This window comes from Micromonospora sp. NPDC047521 (assembly GCF_055587305.1).
The window spans coordinates 89,581-109,115 of the sequence record NZ_JBVJGN010000011.1; the positions used below are offsets into that span (position 1 = coordinate 89,581).

At 70.7% G+C, this 19,535-nt stretch carries 25 protein-coding genes; 1 reads left to right on the plus strand and 24 read right to left on the minus strand.

Annotation, left to right across the window (positions count from 1 at the left end; translation table 11 throughout):
* Positions 1-13: 13 nt before the first annotated feature.
* Positions 14-526 (plus strand): hypothetical protein, encoded by a 513-nt coding sequence (locus ACZ6N8_RS23075; RefSeq protein ID WP_466012585.1) that lies wholly within the window; start codon positions 14-16, stop codon positions 524-526.
* A gap of 74 nt (positions 527-600) precedes the next feature.
* Here the strand turns inward: ACZ6N8_RS23075 and ACZ6N8_RS23080 are convergent, their stop codons facing one another.
* From ACZ6N8_RS23080 to ACZ6N8_RS23195, 24 genes are all read right to left on the minus strand, one after another.
* On the minus strand, positions 601-792 hold the full coding sequence (locus ACZ6N8_RS23080) for a hypothetical protein (protein WP_466012587.1): 192 nt from the start codon (positions 790-792) through the stop codon (positions 601-603).
* A gap of 223 nt (positions 793-1,015) precedes the next feature.
* A complete protein-coding gene (locus tag ACZ6N8_RS23085) occupies positions 1,016-1,288 on the minus strand; it encodes a hypothetical protein (protein WP_466012589.1) in 273 nt (90 codons plus the stop codon).
* A 324-nt stretch (positions 1,289-1,612) separates the two neighbouring features.
* Positions 1,613-2,335 (minus strand): VldE C-terminal domain-containing protein, encoded by a 723-nt coding sequence (locus tag ACZ6N8_RS23090; protein ID WP_466012591.1) that lies wholly within the window; start codon positions 2,333-2,335, stop codon positions 1,613-1,615.
* 9 nt (positions 2,336-2,344) lie between these two features.
* Complete coding sequence (locus ACZ6N8_RS23095) at positions 2,345-4,051, minus strand: DUF8189 domain-containing protein (RefSeq protein WP_466012593.1); 1,707 nt, start codon at positions 4,049-4,051, stop codon at positions 2,345-2,347.
* The gene (locus ACZ6N8_RS23100; RefSeq protein ID WP_466012595.1) at positions 4,048-4,659 is read right to left on the minus strand and encodes a hypothetical protein; all 612 of its coding nucleotides are present in this window, start codon (positions 4,657-4,659) and stop codon (positions 4,048-4,050) included. The genes ACZ6N8_RS23095 and ACZ6N8_RS23100 overlap by 4 nt, the downstream gene beginning before the upstream one ends.
* An 8-nt stretch (positions 4,660-4,667) precedes the next feature.
* Entirely contained in the window at positions 4,668-5,951 is a 1,284-nt protein-coding gene (locus ACZ6N8_RS23105; protein WP_466012597.1) for a hypothetical protein, read from the minus strand.
* On the minus strand, positions 5,951-8,092 hold the full coding sequence (locus tag ACZ6N8_RS23110) for a hypothetical protein (protein ID WP_466012599.1): 2,142 nt from the start codon (positions 8,090-8,092) through the stop codon (positions 5,951-5,953). Before ACZ6N8_RS23110 ends, ACZ6N8_RS23105 begins: the two co-directional genes overlap by 1 nt.
* 4 nt (positions 8,093-8,096) lie before the next feature.
* On the minus strand, positions 8,097-8,348 hold the full coding sequence (locus ACZ6N8_RS23115; RefSeq protein ID WP_466012600.1) for a hypothetical protein: 252 nt from the start codon (positions 8,346-8,348) through the stop codon (positions 8,097-8,099).
* Between the two features lie 143 nt (positions 8,349-8,491).
* Positions 8,492-8,995 (minus strand): hypothetical protein, encoded by a 504-nt coding sequence (locus tag ACZ6N8_RS23120; RefSeq protein ID WP_466012602.1) that lies wholly within the window; start codon positions 8,993-8,995, stop codon positions 8,492-8,494.
* Positions 8,996-9,072: 77 nt separating this feature from the next.
* Complete coding sequence (locus tag ACZ6N8_RS23125; RefSeq protein ID WP_466012604.1) at positions 9,073-9,552, minus strand: phage tail tube protein; 480 nt, start codon at positions 9,550-9,552, stop codon at positions 9,073-9,075.
* A gap of 3 nt (positions 9,553-9,555) precedes the next feature.
* Entirely contained in the window at positions 9,556-9,822 is a 267-nt protein-coding gene (locus ACZ6N8_RS23130; protein ID WP_466012606.1) for a hypothetical protein, read from the minus strand.
* A 3-nt stretch (positions 9,823-9,825) separates the two neighbouring features.
* Complete coding sequence (locus ACZ6N8_RS23135; protein ID WP_466012608.1) at positions 9,826-10,158, minus strand: hypothetical protein; 333 nt, start codon at positions 10,156-10,158, stop codon at positions 9,826-9,828.
* A gap of 52 nt (positions 10,159-10,210) precedes the next feature.
* Positions 10,211-10,624: a tail completion protein gp17 gene (gene gp17, locus ACZ6N8_RS23140; RefSeq protein WP_466012610.1), complete on the minus strand. Its 414-nt coding sequence runs from the start codon at positions 10,622-10,624 to the stop codon at positions 10,211-10,213.
* A gap of 3 nt (positions 10,625-10,627) precedes the next feature.
* Positions 10,628-11,014 (minus strand): hypothetical protein, encoded by a 387-nt coding sequence (locus ACZ6N8_RS23145; RefSeq protein ID WP_466012612.1) that lies wholly within the window; start codon positions 11,012-11,014, stop codon positions 10,628-10,630.
* The gene (locus tag ACZ6N8_RS23150) at positions 11,011-11,406 is read right to left on the minus strand and encodes a DUF6093 family protein (RefSeq protein WP_466012613.1); all 396 of its coding nucleotides are present in this window, start codon (positions 11,404-11,406) and stop codon (positions 11,011-11,013) included. The genes ACZ6N8_RS23145 and ACZ6N8_RS23150 overlap by 4 nt, the downstream gene beginning before the upstream one ends.
* Positions 11,403-11,795, minus strand: a complete 393-nt coding sequence (locus ACZ6N8_RS23155; protein WP_466012615.1) for a hypothetical protein — start codon at positions 11,793-11,795, stop codon at positions 11,403-11,405. Before ACZ6N8_RS23155 ends, ACZ6N8_RS23150 begins: the two co-directional genes overlap by 4 nt.
* A 78-nt stretch (positions 11,796-11,873) precedes the next feature.
* Positions 11,874-12,131: a hypothetical protein gene (locus tag ACZ6N8_RS23160; protein WP_466012616.1), complete on the minus strand. Its 258-nt coding sequence runs from the start codon at positions 12,129-12,131 to the stop codon at positions 11,874-11,876.
* 11 nt (positions 12,132-12,142) lie between these two features.
* Entirely contained in the window at positions 12,143-13,051 is a 909-nt protein-coding gene (locus tag ACZ6N8_RS23165) for a phage major capsid protein (RefSeq protein ID WP_466012618.1), read from the minus strand.
* Positions 13,052-13,116: 65 nt separating this feature from the next.
* Positions 13,117-13,509: a capsid cement protein gene (locus ACZ6N8_RS23170; protein WP_466012620.1), complete on the minus strand. Its 393-nt coding sequence runs from the start codon at positions 13,507-13,509 to the stop codon at positions 13,117-13,119.
* A 9-nt stretch (positions 13,510-13,518) separates the two neighbouring features.
* Positions 13,519-14,022: a hypothetical protein gene (locus ACZ6N8_RS23175; protein ID WP_466012621.1), complete on the minus strand. Its 504-nt coding sequence runs from the start codon at positions 14,020-14,022 to the stop codon at positions 13,519-13,521.
* Between the two features lie 47 nt (positions 14,023-14,069).
* Positions 14,070-16,076 carry a Hint domain-containing protein gene (locus ACZ6N8_RS23180; protein WP_466012622.1) on the minus strand — a complete coding sequence of 669 codons (2,007 nt, stop codon included), beginning with the start codon at positions 16,074-16,076 and terminating at the stop codon, positions 14,070-14,072.
* On the minus strand, positions 16,060-17,430 hold the full coding sequence (locus tag ACZ6N8_RS23185; protein ID WP_466012624.1) for a phage portal protein: 1,371 nt from the start codon (positions 17,428-17,430) through the stop codon (positions 16,060-16,062). The genes ACZ6N8_RS23180 and ACZ6N8_RS23185 overlap by 17 nt, the downstream gene beginning before the upstream one ends.
* A complete protein-coding gene (locus ACZ6N8_RS23190; protein WP_466012626.1) occupies positions 17,427-18,923 on the minus strand; it encodes a hypothetical protein in 1,497 nt (498 codons plus the stop codon). Before ACZ6N8_RS23190 ends, ACZ6N8_RS23185 begins: the two co-directional genes overlap by 4 nt.
* 143 nt (positions 18,924-19,066) lie before the next feature.
* Positions 19,067-19,522, minus strand: coding sequence for a phage terminase small subunit (locus ACZ6N8_RS23195; protein ID WP_466012628.1), 456 nt, complete (start codon positions 19,520-19,522; stop codon positions 19,067-19,069).
* Positions 19,523-19,535 lie beyond the last annotated feature (13 nt).

Here is a 19,535-nt window from a genome sequence, read left to right on the forward strand (position 1 = left end):
TAGCGTGCCGTGCATGACCCGCATCCGCCTCACCGCCACCGTGCTGGCCCTGGCCGTCGCCCTGACCGGCTGCGGCAGCGACGACGAGCCCGCCGCCTCAGCAGCCAGCGCGCCACCCGCACCCACCAGCGCCGCGCCGACTCCGAGCGCCAGCCCAACGCCCTCCCCGACGCCGGCCGCGCCGAAGCCCCCGGTCGACGGCGGCAAGTACGCCAACCCGCTGCGCCTCATCGAGGCACTCGGTAAGGGTGGCATCGACTGCGCGGGCTACGAGGCCATCGCCAGCCCCACCGGGGCGCTCGCCCGAGGCAGCTGCTACGTGGGCGCCGAGGAGTACACGATCGGCATCTACAAGAACGAGGCGCAGGCCCGGCGGCAGCCGAAGTCGATGGCCGTCCTACTGGAGGACGTCGCCGACGTGAATCTGGTGTTGGGGCAGAACTGGACGGTCGGCTGCCCGGACCAGCCGTCATGCAAGTCGGTGGCGACGGTGCTGGGCGGCGAGGTGTTCCACCAGCCGATGTGACCCTGGACAGCACGAAAGCGCCCCCTGCCCAGCCGTGAGGCCGAGCAGGGGGCGCAGTGCGTTGCGGGATGGGACTACCGGTCGATGCGGACCTCGGTGTCCTTGGCGTTGGGCACGACGTACACGCCGAGCGCGCCGAGGACGGCGAGGGCGACGGTGATGCCCTCGGTCGCGGTCAGGACGTCGTCGCCCATGGCGACGGTGAGTGCGGTGCCACCGGCGACAACACCGGCGACGATGGTCTTGGCGTACTTGGCGACGCGCATTGCGTTCCTCCTGGGTACGGTCGATGGGTGCAGCTGTACGAGCAGACGCCGGATGGCATCGCTGAGGTGCCCCGCCCGTGTCCGGCTGGGCATGCCGAGACGACCCCGGCGTGGGGTGCGTGCACGACGCATGGGTGTTGGGAGATGGGCCGTCAGTGGCGCTGCCAGCGGCCCGGCTGCGGGCTCACCACGCAGCACGACCACGAGTGCCGGCGGCCGTAGGTCAGTCGCAGCCGAACTGGGTGCGCAGCCGGGACACCTCGGTGGCCAGCGTCCGCCCGGTGTCCGTCACCGGCGGCGAGTCCTGGTACGCGTCGTCGTACGTCGCCAGCAGCGCACACCACCGCCGGTTCGACTCCTGGTCGATCTGCTCCGCGCGCCGCTCCGACCGCTGCGCACGCTCGTTGGCGTAGATCACCGACGCCGCCGCGAACGCGACCACCACCACGAACGTCACCGTCATCGCGTACCAGACCCGGATGGCTTTCGTCGTCACGGGCTACCTCCCGGGACGCTGGGCGATGGCGGCGACGGCGTAGGTGACGGCGGAGGCGGAGGCGACGACGACGAGTCGGGGGTACCAGCGGTCCCAGACCCGCTTGGCTTGATGGACCACAGGTGCCACACCCCCGGGGCCCCCAGCAGGGCGAGGAACGCTGCGAGTAGCTCCCAGCTGACCTGCCCGGTCACCTGCTGGTACGCGATTCCCCACAGACCCACTCCGATACAGCCAGCGTCCCTGACCACGGTCAATACCCGCTCCAGCCTCACTCACTTTCCCTGCCTTCCGGTTGGCCAACCAGGCGATGCCGGCGGCCCATCAGCTCTGTGGGGTGGTGTTGCCGCCGACCACCCGGCGCAGCAGGGCGTCGGCCAGCTGGTCGTAGTCGATGGTCACCGCAGGCTTCTCGGCCAGGGCGCGCAGCTGCTCGCCGAGGCTGGCCAGCGACGGGTGGTCGACGGGCTTCGCGTCGGGCGCGTCGTCCTTGCCCACGGCGAGCCGCAGGTAGGCCTGCCCGATGGGTTCGCGGCCGTCGAGGCGGGACAGCATCGTCTCGACGCGGGTGAGCTGCTTGGCCTGCTCCGGGGTCATGTCGGGTACCTCCAGGGTCTTCGTGGCCACGGCGGGCCAGCTCGCGGTGTTCTCGTCGTCGGCAGCCCAGCCGGACGCGTGGACGTGGTCGGTGTGCTGGTCCTTGCCGGTGTACTTGGTCTTCTTCCACCCGTTGGAGCGCGACCAGATGTAGCCGTTCCAGATGATGTAGAACAGCCGGGCCTTGGCTTTCGGGTCGGCGAGCAGCCGCGCGACCAGCGCATCGGCGGCACCCTTGGTGAACGGGCCCCGGACCATGATGTCGATGGCGCGGTGCTCAGGCCGGCTGTCGGAGTCCTCCAGCTCGGGCTTGCTGCCCGGGGTGTCGTCCTCGTTGTGGCCGGACTTGCTCGCCTTGTGCGCGGTGTCGCCGATGCCGTACACGACGACCCCAGGCCACTCGCGTTTGACGTCGTTGGTCAGCGCCTGCATGTTCGCGGCACGTGCCACAGTCCCTCCTCAGGGCAGGGTGGTCCACGCGGGATCGGCCAACGGCCGGCACGCGGGACCGCCGGTGAACAGCAGCGGAGCCCCCGCCACAGTCGTCAGCGCGGGCACGTCGCAGGTCTCCCCGTACGGGGTCCACCCGTCGGGTTGCCCGGCCGGGTCGATGGTTGTCGCCGACACCCCGCCGGTTGCGTCGCGGCAGGCCAGCCACACCTGGCCGGAGCACACGGCGGCGGCGACCTGCCCGTGACCGCCCGGACCCGGCACGGTGACCGGCTGCTGCCACGGCCCATCCGGCGCGGCCTGCGCGGTGAGCACGAGCCCGTCGGCGGTGCGGTAGGCCAGCAGCAGCCGCCCGTCGGGCATCCGCACCGCGCTCGGCGGGCAGCCCGGGGGCAGGCCCGGCAGGTTGCTGTTCAGCTTGAAGGGGCCGTTCGGGCTCGTCTGGTACCAGTGCAGAACACCGGTGGTGGTGGCGGCGAACACCTCGATGCGCCCCGACGGGCCCGCGACGGCGGTGAGGCCGTCCTGCACGTCGGTGCCACCCAGGTCGATCCACGAGCCCCACGACCCGCCAGCGGCCGTCTGGGAGCGGCTGGACAGTCCGCCGCCGCCGTTCTTCACCAGCACACACAGCCGGCCGTCAGCGTGCCGTACAACCGTCGGGACGCCCATCTGCGCCGCATTCGGCTGGCCAGCGTTGTGGTTGCCCAACGACGACCACGACGACGCCCACGGCCCCGACGGGGACTTCTGCCAGATCACGACCAGGGCGTGGTCCGACAGGCGGCGGGCGACCACCTCCATCCGGCCGTCCGTGTCGTAGCCGACGGACAGGCCGGGCGCGATCGGACCCGCACCGAGCACCTTCGGCTGCGACCACGACCAGTCGTCCATCTGCCACCACGTGACCACCCGCCCGGCACGGACCGCGAACACCTGAAGGCGCCCGTCGGCGTTGTAGCCGACCCAGTCCGCGCCGCGCGGCCACCGGTAGAGCATCCGCTCGCACCACCCGTACGGGAGCGCGTCATCGTCGTACGCGGCGTAGATGTCGAAGATGGCCCGCTTGTCCGCCGCCGTGCCGGCCGGCAGGTTCGCCGGCACAGCGGTGATGGAGTACCCGCGGTACGGCAGCGCCGGCACCCCGGCCGCGACCGCCGCGTCACCGGCGATCCGCGCGGACGCGGTGTGGTCGGTGTGGTCGTGCGGGGTGTAGCGGGCCTCCGGCCACGGGTCCAGGGTGCACACCTGCGACGGCTGGTACACGCCGATCAGCTCGACCAGCGTGTTCACCACGTCCGCACGGTTGTAGCCGTACGTCGGGGCACCCAGACCGTCAGGGAGCGGCACCGTGAGCTGCGGGGTGCCCGCGTCCAGGGCGGCGAGCTGCCCGTCGGGCAGGGCCAGCCACACCAGGTGCACACGCCCGTCCAGGCTGTACCGCTCGACCTGCTTGCCGTTGACGGTGACCAGCTCACCGGTCCACTCCGACTGGTCGCCCAGCGGGCTGTAGCCGGCCATGTAGGCGTACGCGTCCATGATTCCGCGCTGCCGCCCGTACGCCCGCTCACCCGCCGTCAGACCCGTGCCGGATCCCTGGCCGGCCGTCACGTACACGGTGGTCACCTGCCCGCCCGCGCGGATCGCGTCAGCGATGTCCGGGTTCAGGAACAGCAGGTCATCGTCGGGATGAGACACCACAGCCAGGAACGTCACGCGACACGCTCCAGCATCAGCATCGAGCCCTCTTGCACGATCGTGTTGGAGGCGTTCGCGCCGTTCTGCGCCCACCGGAAGTTCAGGGTTCCGCTGGTGCCACCCACGATGACGACACCCTCAAACGTCTGCGTCTGCCACGTCGGACCGAGCGTCACCACCGCCGCCACATCCGTCTCGGTGAGCTTGCCCAGCGTGGTGCCGGTCTGCGCGTCGATGGCCGTCCACCACAGCTTCGCGCCCGCCGGATACCCCCACCCGAACTTGATGTCCGGCGTCGGCGGGGACACGAAGTACACGCGCAGCCGCATCTCGTACACCGCACCCGCCACCACCGGCAGGAACAGCTGGTCATCGTCCTGCAACGTCGCGTTGTTGTTGACCGTCTCGTCGCCCGTCTTGCGGGCGTACGTCCGGGCACCGCCGGTGATCTGCCACGCCGAGCCGTTCCACGTCCGGATCAGGTCATGATCCGTCTCGTAGATCGTCATGCCGTCCACCGGCGACGACGGACGCGTCGTCGACGTGACCGGGATGACCGACTGGCGCATCAGCCCGTTGAAGTACGTCGCATCGGGCACGTCGCCGTTGGCAACGATCTGGAACACCGGGCCTCCTAGTAGGCGATGGCGTTGGCGCCGATGACCCCGAGGATCGGATCGGCGATGGTGAAGAACGCGTAGCGGGACGCGGGCTGCGTCGCGAGGGCCGACGTCCACTTCTCGCCGTCGCTGTCGTGCTCCACACCCCGCACGAAGACGTCCCGCTCGATGGGGTCGCCGCCGCCGGGAGGGCGGCGCACCACCGTGATCCGGTCGCCGAAGTCGCGGCCCAGCACCGCCGGCCACACCGCCGCTTCCACCTCGGGGGTGGGGGTGCGGAACGCGATGCGGCTGAACCGGCGGCCGGGGTCGCCGAACTGGGACCGGAGCATCTGCGCGTATCCCAACGCGTCAGCGTCGGTTTCCAGCAGCAGGCCCGTCTTGGTGAACGTCTTGGTCAGGTAGCGGGCCTTCGCCGCCTCGTTGACGGCGGTCTGCGGGGTGCCGCCCGCACGCGTGATCGTGACAGTGTTCGCGAGGCCCTCATCGGCGGACGACAGCTCGACGTCCGCGTACGGCAGTTCGCCGGTGAGCGCGTATCCGCCGTCGCCGAACGTGGCCTGCGGCGCCTTTGACCTGGGGTCGGTGAGCATGGCGTGCCGGTTGCGGAACACCACCCGGCCCGTGGCATCCACGAACAGGTGCCCCAGCTCGGAGTCCTGGACCAGCTGCATCTCGGCGAGCTGGTTGCCGTCAAGGTCAGTGGCCTGCAATGTGCTGTCGCCGGCGCTGATGGACCGGTCTGCGGTGGGCCAGTCCGAGGCGTCGAGGATCCGGGCGATGCGCGCCCCCGAGTCCTCCCCGGCGCCCACCGGCGGGTCGATCGCCACGCGGTCGTTCGCGGCGAACACCTTCGTGGCGTCGGTCGCGGTGAGCGTCACGTACGTCCACGTGTTGCCCTGGTAGTCGGGCTGCCAGTCGTCGGCGAACCCGTCGAAGATCGGATAGGTTTCGCCGTCCCACACGGCGCGGATCCGCACCCGACGCATCGGCTCGACCTGCGACCAGCCGTTAACCACGTACGGGCCGGCGAGGTTCTCCGGATCGAATCGGCGGTCCGGGTCGTGCAGCACGATCGTGGCCGTGCCCGCGTCGTAGCGGACCAGCGGCGCGTCCGCGCGGTTGGCGCCACGGCGGGTGCGCCACGACCGCACCCATTCGGAGACGTCTGTCCACGTCGAGTTGGAGCCGATCGGGACCATGCCGATCCGGCCGCGCACCGGGTCGTCGATGGTGAACACGTTGCCGACGGTCGGCGAGGAGAAGCCCACATCCACGATGACCTGCGGAAGCGCCATCAGGGCGTCCTGACCTTCAGGGTGCCACCCCGATCGAAGTAGGCGCTCAGGACGTCAGCGACTTCCCGGCCCACCTCCGCCTTGTTCGCACCCGGCGGCACGTTGACGTTCAGGTTGACCTGCGTGTTTCCGGTCGCCGACCCGGCGCCCACCGCGACAACCGTCGGTGAGGACGGCTGTGCGCCGAGCCAGTTCCGGCCGACGTACTCCCAAATGGCCCGGGACCGGTCGGTGTCCCCGCGCTTCGGGATGAACGCTTCCCCGCCCGTCGCGGGCTCAGCGAACCCGTACCGGGCACCGGCGGCGACCGGGTTGAAGATGCTCGCGTCGCGCAGCAGCCCCGACTGGGCGTACTCGGTGACGCCACCCCACCTCTGCCCGGTCGAGTAGCCGGAGCCGGTGCCCTTCCCACCGCCGTACGACGCGTAACGGGCGTTGACCACCACGTCGACACCGATGCGGCGGGAGATCTCCGACAGGCGGGCCTTGATCCGCGACACCGCCGCCTCCGCCTGCCCCGTGTTGACCGTGACGGTGGTGCTCCGGGATGCGGGGATGCCGAACAGCTGGTCGGCCAGCCGCTGCGCCTCACCCGCGCTGACATTCATCGCCCGGGCCGCTTCCAGGAACTTCGCCCGACCTCGGTCGGTGGCGGCCGACGCCAACTCCTGCGAGCCCGTCTGAATCCAGATGGCGTCTGCGCTGGCGTTCGCCGCCTCCGCGATCCCGATCAGCGCCTGCCGGTTCGCGCGGCCCTTCTCCGTGTTCGCCGAGATGCCGTCGTTGTTCTTCCTGCCGGCCTCGGTGGCCCGGTCGATGGCCTCTTCCAGCCGGATGTTGGCCTGCTCGGCGGTGATGTTCTCCCCGGCCATCCGGCGGATCGCCTCAGACAGGGACTCCACCTCGACCGTCGCGGCGGCAGCCGTCGACCCCGTCTGGGTGAACCCGTTGATCAGCTCTTGGAGGATCGGCGACAGCTCACCGCCGGCGGCCTTCGCGTTCTGTTCCTCGGCGACAAGCTGAGCGAACTTGTCACGGTCACCGACCAGCAGCGCGCCGATCTTCTCCATCCACCCGTACGCCTCGGTGAGAGCGAAGATGGTGCCCACGATCACCCGCACACCGCCGGCGAAGACCCCCCACAGGGCGGCGAGCGCCCGAGACCCCTCGTAGGCGTTCTCCGACAGATCCGCGAACATGTCACCGATCAGCCGGCCGGCGTCCTGGACGATGTCGCCCAGCACGTCAACCACCGGCGCGGACCGCTCCACCGCGGTGGCAAACCCCTCGACCGCCGACTCGGCGCCACCCAGCACATCGCGGGTCAACGGCACCAGCATGGTCGAGGCGGCGGACGACGCCCGCTCCCAGGCTTCCCCGATCCCACCGATCTCCGACCGGACGACACCCAGCGCCTCGACCGTGGCGGGGACGAAGCTGACCGCCCCGCGCTGCATCTCGGACTTGAGCGTGTCGCCGGTCAGCTTCGCCGCAGCCTGAACAGCTGGATGCTGCGCCGCCACGGCGACGCCACCCACGATGCCGCCCGCACCGGCCGCGCCCACCACGGCGGCGGACAGCACCCCGCCGATGAGCGGGCCCGTGGCGGCCACCGCACCGACCACGCCGGCGCCGATCGCCGCCTGGGCCTGCGGGGGTAGACCACCGAACACGCTGGACATGGCATTGGAGATGGGTCCGCCAGCCCGGGCCAGGCCCGTCGCCAACCCCTCGGCGAAGCGGGCACCGTAGCGGACGCCCTCGCCCTTCACGTCCCCGATGTCCGTGAAGTCGATGAGCTTGCGCAGGCTGGTCTGATCGCGCAGGTTCCCCTGCTCACCGGCCAGTTTCTCCGTCAGCTTCGCCCGCTGAGCCGCGTCGCTGGTGTGCGCGATCTCCCGCGCCAGTTCACGGATCCCGCGGGCCGTCTCGTCGATTTGCGCGTCCAGGCGACGCGCGTCGGCGGCCAGGTCGGACATCTCCCCGCCGAGGCGGTCCGTGTCCCGGCTGGTCTTCTCGCTGGCCTTGCCGAGCCCGTCAACGGAGTCGGTGACGTCGTCCGTCGCCCGCACCGTCTCCCGGGCGCCGCGCACGTAGCGCATGTTCTCCAGGACAAGGTCGACCTTGACGGTGCGCGTCACCCGGTCACCGCCTCTCCACGTGCCAGAGCAGCGCCTGCGGCTGCGGAGTGTCCTGGTACTGGGCCTGCGCGATCGTCAGCGCCGTCGTCACGTGACACCTCATCGGCGGCGGCACCACGAACGCGCCGTCGCCGTCAGGTGAGCAGCACACGGAGGCGTCGCCGCCGCAGGACGGACACCGGCCCGCCCGGTACGCGGCCAGCGCCGCCATCCACGCCCGGTCCTGGTCGGACCACTCCGGCTCCCGCACGGTCACCGACCGCACCAACCGGCCACCGTCGTACTCGTAGGTGGTGGTCTCCGCCGGCTCCCAACCGTCCAGGCGCCGCGGGGCGACCCCGAGCCGCTCGGCAGCCTCGATGCGCGCAAGCGTGGCCGGTTCATCGGCGAGGCGGCGGATCAGAAAGGGAGGTCGACGTCCTTGCGGTTCAGCGCGTACGCGGCGTTGCACACCTTGCTGACCTGGCCGTCGGTGAGCTTCCCGTCGTCGCCGACCAGCGCCTGCCAGTCCTCGTCGTCCAGGTCCGGCGCGACGGTGCACGCGCGGGCCAGGGCGAGGAAGAACGTGTCGGCGTTGAAGCCCAGCCGGTCACGTGGCTCCAGCACGCCGTCGGTGACGCGCGGGGGGTGCTCGTCGAGAAGCTGCTGGTAACGGTGCGACGGCAGGGCCCGCAGCGTCAGCGTCAGCGTCGAGGCGGCCATCTCCTCACGTAGCGCGGCCAGCCGCTCGTCGAGGGCCTGCACCGCCTCGCCGGAGCCGGCGAGGGAACCGGCGGCGCTTTCCCGCGCCTTCGCGTGCTCGGACTGCACCCGCTCGTACTCGACGACCAGGTCGGCGCGCAGGCACAGCGGCACGGTTGTCTCCGGCAGCCGCGCGTCTCTGATCAGCGCTTTCACGTCCATGTTCACTCCAGCCCTTCCAGCCCGGGTTGGTGCTGGGAGGCGGACCGGGCTGGTGGCCCGCCTCCCAGGTCTGTCGGTCAGGCGACGGTGGCGCGCAGCTCCGGCGCGGCCGAGATCTTCGTCGGCACCTCGTACCGGGCGACCGTGTTCGCCTCCGGGGCCAGCCGGCGGGCCTGCCCGACGATCACCGGGTACACCTCGACCTTCTGGCTGGTGGCCCACGCGGTCGTCTCGACGACGTCGCGGCGGATCACGACGTAGCCCTGCGCACCGCGCACCAGCGTGTTCCACGCGGTGTCCGTGCCGTCCTGCTTCTTGAGCCGCAGCATCGTGCCGGAGAACGTGTCCCGGCCGATGGTCAGCGTGTTGAAGGTGGACGCCAGGCTGGTGGTGTCGACGTCGGCGGTCTCCGCCTCGAACCCCACCAGACCGTCAGCGGTGATCAGGTTCTGGAGCAGGATGCCGGCGTTCAGCTCGGTGGTGGTCGGGGCGGCCTTGTTGGAGATGGCGGGGACCCAGGCGACCCGGGTGTTGCCGTCAACGGGGATGTCAGCCACAGGTCACTCCTTGGATGCGTCGGCGCCGCGCTGGCGGCCGGCGGTGGTGGGCTTGGTCCGCACCGGCAGGTCACCGGCGGTGGTCTCAGCGGCCCGCTCAGCGGGCGTGACGGGCGTTTCACGGCGCGGCTCGGCGGTCGGGTCCGGCTCGACCGGCTTCTCCACCGGCTCCCACCCGCGCGCCTGCCAGAACTCGACGGCGTCCGGCGCGAACGGGGCAGCCTCACTGCCGCCGGGGTGCTTCATCCACACCCACTCGACGTCGGCCATCGCTCAGCCCCCCAACGGCAGCAGCTGGTAGGTGACCAACGTGGTGCCCGAGTAGGTCACCGTGACGACGTTGGTGGTGAAGTCGACGGCGGCCGGCGAGATGTAGAAGACCTTGCTGGTGCCGTTCGCCACCGACACCGCGCTGGTCGTCGCCACATTCCCCGCCGGGGTCCGAGACGCGTCGGAGACGGTGACGGTGATCGGCGACCCGCCGCCATTCGTCACCACCAGGTACGCGCCCCGCGACCCGAGGTCGTTCGCGGAGATCGTGTCCGACGAGGTCACCGCCGCCCCGGCGATCGTGGTCCCGCCCGCCGTTGGGCGGACAGCAGTCATCAGCGCCATCGGGCGCCCCCTTCATTGGTTGGTTCCCGCCCGATGGCGGAGGTCAGGCCGGCACAGATTCGAGCCGGTACACGTCCACCTGGTCCATCACCAGCACGCCCGTCGACTCATCGCGCTGCGGCGGCTGCGAGTCCACGTGCCGCACCGGCCAGCACCGCCGGCCAGACACCGACAACACCGCGTCCAGCAGCACCCCACGCACCCGCTGGGCCACACCCCGAGCGGCCACCGCCGCGCCACCGACGCTGTGGCAGTAGACGTTCAGCACGAACCGCTCCGACGCACCCTGCACAGACCGGGAATCCGGCAGCTCAGGCGTATCCGCGTGCAGGTACACCACCACGTACGCGGGCGCCGGGCCCTCCGGGACCTGCCCGTCGTAGACCACCAGCGACGGCGACCCGGGCGCCGAGCGGAGCCTCGCCAGGACGGCGTCGGCGTGGGCCTGGACCGTCACCGCTCAGCCCTCCAGCAGGTCGACGCCGAGCTGCTCGACAGCCGCCACGAACCGGGGACTCTCGATGTCCAGCGCCGGCCCGAGGTGCGCGTACGGGGCGTTCTTGACCGTGCCGTACTCCAGGATGTTGCCCAGCGCGCCCTGCCGCTTCGCCTTGTCCGGGCCGATCTCCGCGCTCACCGTGGTGCCGACCGTCCGCACGTCGTAGCCGATCGCGTACGGGTACGCCGGCGCGTGCGCGATGCCGGACGCGAACCGGCGCGCATCCTTCTTGATGTTCAGCGCGCCCTTCGACACCACCTTGCGGGCCTCGTCGACCGCGTCGTCAGCAGCCGACTCCAGCACCGCACGCAGCTCGTTCAGGCCGTCCGAAGTCACCGTCACCTTCACGACGTGACCTCCTCACACCCGAGCCTGCGGGCAGTCGCATGGGTCTTGTGGAACAACTCCCGCACCCGGAACCGGCGGCCCGGCAGATCCGGGTCATGCACCGACGCGGTCACCTCGACGACGTCATCCACCCGCACCCCGACCACCGCCATCGGCAACTGCACCTCCAGGCGCAGCAGCAGCAACGCCGCCTCACCCACATCGCGGTCACCCGCCGACGCCGAACGCTGCTGCACCCGGGACTTGCCGACGTACACCTCGCTCGTCGACTCGGTGGGGTAGCCGGTGTCCGGGTCGTACGTCGTCCCGCCGTCACGCCGGATCACGCACGCGTCGACCATCAGGGCCTCGGCCGCCGCCCGGCCGCGCGCCAACACCGCCGCGGCGCTCACCAGGACGCCGCCGTGACATCCGGCGATCCCGGACGGATCGTGAAGGCAGCCGACCTGCGCAACCCCAACGCCCGCCACAGCCGGTCCCGGTCGTCGGAGGTGAGGAACGGCGCCGCCAGGGTCTCCGACGCGTAGGTGACCGTCTCCGAGTAGTCGTCGATCTGCGACGCCACGGACCGCCGCCCGTCCGCGTTGCGGATCATCCGCCGCGCCACATCCAGGGCGACCGGCTTCAACGGCGACAAGTCGGTCAGCGCGTCGTACCGGTCGGCGCCGACCTCACCCCGGATCAGGGTGGTGACCAGCTCCAACACGAGCGTGCCGGTCGCCTCGGGCACGGTGGTCTGCGCCCACGCGTCCAGCTCGGGCAGGGTGAACAGCTCCGGCACCACACGCCCCTCTCAGCTCGACACAGGTTGATGCGGGTGGGCCGGGCGGCGGGGAGGAATGCCGCCCGGCCCGGCACGTCAGCCCCGCGGGTCCGCCGCGACACCCGCGACCACGGCGCCGTCGTCCTCGCCGATCAGCTCCATCTCGCGGAGCCGGTCCAGCTCGGCCTGCGGGGTGCCCTGCGGCAGCTCCGCACCGCGGTACAGGTACTGGATGCGACCCTCGGCGTCGCGCACCGACACCAGCGGCGCCAGCACCACGAGCTGCTTGGCGCGGCTGCGGGTGCTGGTCGAGGTGTCGGTGGTCTTCGTGGTGGTGCTCTTCGTCTCGGCCATCAGTTCTCTCCTCAGATGCCGGTGATCTTGATGGCCGCGTTGGGCTCGGTGATGTACGGCACGAACACCGCCCGGGCACGCAGACGCCACTGGTCGTTGTGGTCCTCGCGCATGGTCTTCGACTGGATGAGGTCCCCCGCGGCCTGGTAGCCGCCCTGGAGGTCCTCGGTGGCGATCCCGCCCAGCTGGGTGGAGTCGAGCACCCACGCGCCAGCCGCCGGCAGGTTCGGCGTCGGCAGCACCCGCAGCCCGGCGATGATGCTGAACTCGCCCGAGTAGACGGCGTTGCTGGTCGTCTCCCGCTGCATCGCGTTGATCAGCACCGTGTCCGACGCCAGGTACGCCCACGTCGCGTCGTTGACGATCAGGGTGTCCGGCTCGTAGCCCTGGTTCAGGGCGGCGATGTCGGCCTTGGCCAGCATCAGATCCCGCAGGATCGTCGCCGTGCTGCCCGACCACACCGCCGAAGCGGCCCGGGTCTGCACGACGCTCGACGCGATCAGTGACAGCGCCACCGAGTCGACGTTCTTCGCCGCCGCGTTGACCAGCTTCAGCATCGCCCGCTCCGCGGCGGCCATGCGCTGCCGGGTGACCGCCTCGTCGGTGACCAGGGTGTCCTGACCCCACTTGACGATCTTCACGAGCTGCGTCGGGCCGGCCGCGACGGTGGTCAGCGGGTACTCGCCACCCGGCGACACCGCCTCGACCGGACGGTCCGGGTAGATGCCCTCGTTCTGCTCGAAGCCGATCGCGCCGCCGGTCACGGACTCACGCCCGGACAGGATCGACGTGGCGATCAGCCGCTGCTCGGCGAGCGTCCGCAGACGCCGCGCGACCACGGCCGGGTTGTTGAGGAAACGGCTGACGGTCAGGTAGTCACCCGACAGCGTCGGAGCCGCCGGAGGGTAGGTGTAAGGCACAGTCCACCTCTGGGAATCCGGAGGAGGCGAACAGCCTCACTCCTAACTGGGAAGGAAAGGGCAGGTCAGCGGGAGAACTTGACGCGGACCTTGTTGCCGTTCGTGGCAGTGGTCAGCGCGACCCCGACCAGCGCGCGGGCGCCGGTCACGTCCGCGGCCGTCGGCGTTGTCACCGCTGCCAGCGTCGACACCTGACCCGAGGCGGCGCACACCACCAGGTCCCCGGCGGTGACCGTGCCCGACGCGGTCAGCTCCTGGACGCCGTCGCAGAAGATCGTCACCTGGTCGCCGGAGATCGCGTCGACTGCGGCGACCCCCAGCCAGTTGAGGGCGGTGGCGCCGGCGACCGCGACGGTCCCCGCGCCGGAGACGGCCACCATCTGGCCGCCCGTGATCGTGCCGGAGGCAGTGGCGACCAGCGCCGTGCCCGGCTTGCGGATGGGAAGGTACTCGGCCATGTCGGTGGCTCACTTCTGGGCCGCAGGCCCGTAGATCGACTCGTACAGGGCGTCGTCCTCGGACTGAGGCGACGGTGGGCGCGGACCCTGACCCGGGTCCGGCCGCGGGCTCGCCGGCGGCTTGGCCAGCGCGGACCGCAGCTTCTCCGCCCGCTCCAGCAGCGCCGACTCGTCGGCGATGCCCTCGGGCAGGAACTCGTGCAGCTCCGCGGGGAGCTGCGTCTGTGCGATCACCTTGTAGCGGGCCACCTGAGCCGCCAGCTGGTCGGCTCGGGCGGCGGCGTCGGTGGCCGCCTTGTTCGCCTTCTCCAGGTCGGACAGCTTCGCGTTCTCCGCCTCCTGGGCGGCAGCGCGGAGCTTCTCCAGTTCGGCCTCGCGGGCGCGCAGCTCGCGCCGGTACTTCGCGGCCTCCTGGTTGGCCTTCGTGACCCGAGGGTCGTCGGCCTGGGCGGTGTCGGTGCTGGTGTCGGCCGGCTCGGTCTCCTGGACGTCGCCGGTGGGTTCGTCGGACATGTGCCCTCCAGGGGCGGGACTTCCACCGCCCTCCAGGGGCGGGAAGATCAGGTGATGTAGCCGAAGCGGCGCAAGAGGCGCTGCGCCTCCGCGCGGTCATCTCCGGCGATCTGAAGGATCGACTCGGGCATCAGCCGCGGGGTCCTCGCCGACCGGTACCGGGCGCCAGGCTGCCGCTTGCCGGTCTCCCGGGCGCCCAACCGCTTGCCGGCCACACCCCGGACGGTCACACCCTCCGAGGTGACGAACAGCTGCCGGCCGTACACGTCGACCGCTTCCAGCCGGCCGCGGTCCCGGCCGCCGCGCAGCATCCGCGCCTCATCGCCGGTCACCCGCGCGCCGGCCGTCAGCAGACCGCGGGCGCCTCGGCGGGCGTTCACCACCTGGCCGATGTCGGCGCCCAACCGGATCGCCTCCGCCCCGGCCGCCGTGAACGCCCGGTCCTGCTCCTCACGGGACAGGCTGGCGAAGTACTTCTTCGGGTCGGTGTGGATCTCGTCGGCCGTGTCCTCACGGGCCGGCACGTGCACGCAGTCGCAGTTCGATACAATAAAGCCATTGGCTGAGTACCAGCCCTCAACCGAGGTGAGGTTGTAGACGTGGCCGCTCCACTCGACCCTGCGAAGCTCGACCACGCGATCCAGCTCTACCTGGCCGGCGAGCCGGAGGAGAAGATCCTGACCACGGCGGGCGTAAGCAAGACGACTCTCCACCGTGAGCGGACCCGGCGGTGCATCCCACCGCGTACCGAACTCGTCCTGCCGGTCGCCGACATCGCCGCCGCCTACACCGCTGGCGAGAGTGAATACAGCCTCAGCCTCCGCTTCGGGGTCAGCCGCAACGTAGTCCGGCGTCGCCTCGAAGCCGCTGGCGTCGAGATTCGCGGCATGTCCGCCGCCGGCAAGGTACGGGCTCGCCGCATGACGCCCGACGAGCGTCGGCGACAGGCCTCCGCCTCCCACGAGGCCGTACGCGGCACCAAGCAGCCGATGGAAGCCCTGCTCCGCCGCTCCGCCCAGCGCGAGCAGCGCGGCCTGTGCGACTCGCCTGGAGAACTGTTCCTGTTCGGCGAGCTGGCTAGCCGCGGCCTGCGGCCGATCCCGCAGAAGGCGATCGGCAAGTACAACGTCGACATCGCCGTGGCCCCCGTCGCCGTGGAAGTCCTCGGCGGCGGTTGGCATATGCAGAAGCGGCACCACTCCGTCCGGACGCCACAGATCCTCAATTCGGGATGGCACCTGGTCTTCGTGTGGAACCACGAGGGCAGCAGCGCCCTGACTGCGGGTGCTGCGGACTACGTAGTCGCCTTCCTGAATGAGGTTGGCGGGCAGCCACCCGCGCTTGGTCAGTACCGGGTGATTGCCGGTAGCGGGCAACTCCTGGCCGCTGGCGGTGCGAATGACGACCAGTTCCCCCTGGTAAGGCCGCCGAGAGGCCGCTAGGTGCTCGGGACCTGACACCAGCACTCCGGCGGGGAAGCAGCTTGGATGCCGGTCGAACCCGGCGTTCCACCGGAAGTACTTCCCGGCCAGCACCGCACACCGATCGCAACCGCCGCCCACCAACATCCGCCGGTAGCCAGGCACGTCCCGCGCCGCCATCGCCACCTGATCCGCGACCCGACCGGCGTCCGCGACCTGCGTCCGAACCAGCATGTCCAACCCGGCTCCACCCCCGGCAAGGGCCTGATCGACGGTCGCGCCGCGCTGGATCCCGACCAGCGTCCGCACCGCCGGCTGATACAGCAGGTCTGCCAGGTCGCGGCCATCCGACGCCACGCCGGACAGGGCCGCAGCGGACACCCCGCCGACCGGCCTCGGCGCAGCGCCCTGAACGTCGAGCACCTCGTCGAGGTAGCTGTCCGCCCTCGCCGCCACCGCCAGCTGGGCACCCGTGAGCACCGTCAGCAGGCGCGGCAGCAGTGAGCGCCACGACAGGGCGATCCGGGCCGGGTCAACCTGCGACCACAGCCGTCCCGCCTCTCCGGCCGCGACCAGAGCCAACCGGCGGCGGAACCGCGAATGCTCCCGAGCGACCTCAACCAGCGAGGGCATCGACCGCACCGGCCTGCTGCGGCGGCAGCGCCCGAGCAATCTCCAGCACCGGGTCGCGGGACGCCGCCCGCTCGTCCATCTCCGCCATCCGGCGCCGCTGCTCCGGCGTGTAGCCCATATCCTCGCGGGCCATCTCCACCGGCAGGATCGCCGCCCCACCAGTCAGCTTCTGGATCGCGTCGGCCTTCTGCGCCACCGTCGGCGTCGCCGGGTCCCGCCACATCGTCTCCAGCGACCGGGCCTTGACGTCCCACTCGCCGGTCTGGATGCGCAGCACCATCCGCATCACGTCTTCCCAGGCGCCACCCAGGTAGGTTTGCTTGCGCTCGACCCGCTTCACCAGCTGCGTCTCCGCCGACCGGATCGCATCCGCCGACGTCGGGTTGTCGCCGGTGAACGCCATGTAGTGCGGCGGCAGAGCGAGCTGCTGTGCGGCCACCTGCGCCAGCATCCGGATCGTGTTGTGGAAGACCGCCAGGTCCGCCTCCGGGAACTGGCCCATCTTCACGTTCGGGTCCTCGTTCGCCCACAACCGGCCCGCGATCGACGACCACGTCGACATCGGGTTGCCGTTCTCGTCGACGAAGTCCTCGGCCTTCACCCCGACCGCCCAGCGGCGCGGCATGGCGTGGAACTCACCGGACACCATCATGTCCGTGGCCATCTTGTTGGCCGCGTCAGCCAAGGGCAGCACGTCGTGGAACTCGGACACGCCATCCGGGCGCAGCAGCCGGGGCCGGTTCACCAGCGGCACCACCGGCACCTGACCCATGCCGTGCCTGTCCTCGGCAACGGTCTGCCACTCACCGCGGCGGAACACCAGCAGCCGGGTCGAGTCGGGCAGGTACAGCGTCGCCCACTTCTCCATCGACGGTGTGCCGACCTCTTCGTCCCACCGCTTCAGCGCCGACAGCACCCGCCGCGTGCGCGGATCTCGCCGGGCGACCACCTGCTCCGGTGACTCCACCGAGATGATCGGCGCGTCGTCCTCGCTGTCCCCGGCGCCGACGATGACGAATGCCCGGCCCAGGATCAGCGACTCCAGGTGCCCCTGCTGGGACTGCTCGTCGCAGTTGTTGGCCTGCCACACCGCCCACAGGTCCTCATCCCGGGCGGAGTCGCCGGCGTACCGGAAACCCTCGACGTCGAGCCGATTCTCGTAGGCGTCCGCGCCCAGCCGAGGCCAGTTGATGACCAGTTGGGTGATGCGGTCCCCGACCTCCTTCTCCAGGGCCGGGGCCATGTACTTCAGGGGCTGCTCGCCCTCGTAGTAGGCGTCGTAGGTACGCAGCCGCTCCAGGCAGTGCCAGCGGATGCCCTCCAGACGGCGGATCTCGTTGTCGAGGTCGCTCACCGTCTCACCACCATCCGCCGTCGGGGCTGCTCATTCGTCCAGCCACCTACCGCCAGCACGTCAAGGCGCGCCTGCCACGACAGGCCACCGGCCATCGCAAGGTCGATTTTGTTGGGCGAATTGTGGCGCTCCTTGGTCATCACCCACAGCGCTTTGCCCTCGTCGTCGAACATCTTGGTGTCGCGCTTGCGGGCGGCACCGATGTGCCTGGCGAAGTCGACGTCACCGTCGTTGGTGACCTCGCCGCCCCTGATCGCCGAGGCGTAGGTGCGGCACATCATCGCGGTCTTCCGCAGGTTGCGACTGTCGGTGTAGAACTCCGCAACCACCTTCGGCCCGTGCCGGCCCGACCAGTCCGCGAGCTTCGTATCCCAGCCGGCAGCCGGGTCGCCGTACATCCGCAGCACCCGCCACCGGGCGAACATCTCCGCGACCCGCTCATCGACCTCACCGGCCGGGATCGGCACGATATCGCCGTCGTCGAGTTCCTCCGGCACCCACAGCCCGAAGTTCTGCTGGAACCCCGTCTCGATGTCCGTGACGACCAGGGCGGTGGTGTCCCGCCACCGGGAGCCGTCGAAGCCCGCGGACACCGCACGGCCCTTGGCGATCTCCTGGCCGGGGCGGCGCAGCTCCTTCCACCAGCTCGCGTCGAACGCCCGAGCGTCGGCCTGCGTCCACCGGTTCAGCCACACCCGCTCCAGGTACGACAGGTCGGCGCCCGGCCGGTCCCACTGCTTCGCGATGCCCCGCAGATCCGACCACTCCGCTGCCGGCCCCGACGCCTCACGAACCGCCTCAACGCGGCCCTCCAGCGTCTTCAAGTCGTGGCCGGGGGACGCCTCGCGGTGGAAGTAGAACAGCTCCGGCTCTTCCACTTCGCCGCGCTCGATCAGCTCGGCCTCGTCCTTGTCCAGCTCCGCCACTGAACCGCCGCCCGGGACGCCCGCAGTGGTGATACCCATCGACCACGGGTCGTCCAGGGGGCGCTTCGGCAGGTTCGCCTCCATCGTCTCGTACGCCTCAAGGTGCCGAGGCATGTCCAGGCGGTGCGTCTCGTCGTAGCCCTGGAACGTCGTCCGGGCCCCGTCTCGGGCGTTCGGCGACTGCGCCAACGGGACCGCCTTGCCGTCCGCCCGACCCCGCTCGTCGAGGCGGATGATGCGCTCCAGGCCGGAGTCGAACAGGTCCGCGTCCGGGCCCTCCGTGCACACCACGTACAGCACGTTGTAGGCCAGCTCTTCGACCTGCTCGGCGGTGTAGGCCAGCAGCGGAATGTACGGGTCGCGGACCGGCCGTCCGACCGGTTGGCCGTAGGCGTCCCAGCCGTCGAAGCGGACCTCCGCCTCCGGGTGCAGCTCGGCATAGGCCACCCAGCCGAGCAGCTCCGTTTTCGCAGTGCCCTTACGCCACGAGATTCGTACCCGTCGGAACCGCCGCCGCCCCGCCAGCGGGTGGCCCTTCGGGTACACCTCGTACGCCTTGTAGATCACCGCCCGCTTCTCTGGGTCCAGCTTTGCTGGCTGACCCTTCAGCGAGCCCGGACCGAAGACTGCACGCTCTTCGATTAGGTCGCACACCTGCCGGCCAAGCGATGGCCATGGCTCCTCGTCCAGCGGGGGGACGACGAACGTGCTCACACCGCCCGCAGGACGGAGCGCGGGTCAGCGCTCGCGTCCGGTGACGGGGCCTTCGGGGTGGTGGTGCGTCGGCGTCGACCACGGTCCTGCGCCTCGTCGCTTCGCTCGATCTCCCACTGAAGTCGGCGCCGGTCGATCGGGGTCAGGCCGAAGCACTGTCGCTGGAGGCGGATCTCCGCTGCCAGTTCCTTGCTCGGGTGCTCCCAGAAGCCATTCACCAGCGTGGCCAGCAGGTAGAGGCCGTGGATGTCAGACGGGTCGAACTCAGGAGCCATCGGCGAGCGCCAGAGGTCGTCCCACCACGCCACCGTCATTGGGTGCCACTGCTGATCGGCCAGCGGCGGCAGCGGCGGCACCGTCGAGCTGCGAGCTGGCACAGACAGGGTCGACGCAGTTGTTGACCGGTTGCGGCGGGTCCTGGTGGAGGCGTGTTTCGGCGCCGGTCCGGGCATCTCACACCACCTC

Coding starts and splice junctions, on each gene's coding strand:
- ACZ6N8_RS23175 (WP_466012621.1), bottom strand. CDS start 14,022: ATGTCCGACGAACCCACCGGCGACGTCCAGGAGACCGAGCCGGCCGAC.
- ACZ6N8_RS23180 (WP_466012622.1), bottom strand. CDS start 16,076: ATGCCCTCGCTGGTTGAGGTCGCTCGGGAGCATTCGCGGTTCCGCCGC.
- ACZ6N8_RS23195 (WP_466012628.1), bottom strand. CDS start 19,522: ATGCCCGGACCGGCGCCGAAACACGCCTCCACCAGGACCCGCCGCAAC.
- ACZ6N8_RS23075 (WP_466012585.1), top strand. CDS start 14: ATGACCCGCATCCGCCTCACCGCCACCGTGCTGGCCCTGGCCGTCGCC.
- ACZ6N8_RS23080 (WP_466012587.1), bottom strand. CDS start 792: ATGCGCGTCGCCAAGTACGCCAAGACCATCGTCGCCGGTGTTGTCGCC.
- ACZ6N8_RS23135 (WP_466012608.1), bottom strand. CDS start 10,158: ATGACTGCTGTCCGCCCAACGGCGGGCGGGACCACGATCGCCGGGGCG.
- ACZ6N8_RS23130 (WP_466012606.1), bottom strand. CDS start 9,822: ATGGCCGACGTCGAGTGGGTGTGGATGAAGCACCCCGGCGGCAGTGAG.
- ACZ6N8_RS23170 (WP_466012620.1), bottom strand. CDS start 13,509: ATGGCCGAGTACCTTCCCATCCGCAAGCCGGGCACGGCGCTGGTCGCC.
- ACZ6N8_RS23120 (WP_466012602.1), bottom strand. CDS start 8,995: ATGGACGTGAAAGCGCTGATCAGAGACGCGCGGCTGCCGGAGACAACC.
- ACZ6N8_RS23105 (WP_466012597.1), bottom strand. CDS start 5,951: ATGGCGCTTCCGCAGGTCATCGTGGATGTGGGCTTCTCCTCGCCGACC.
- ACZ6N8_RS23160 (WP_466012616.1), bottom strand. CDS start 12,131: ATGGCCGAGACGAAGAGCACCACCACGAAGACCACCGACACCTCGACC.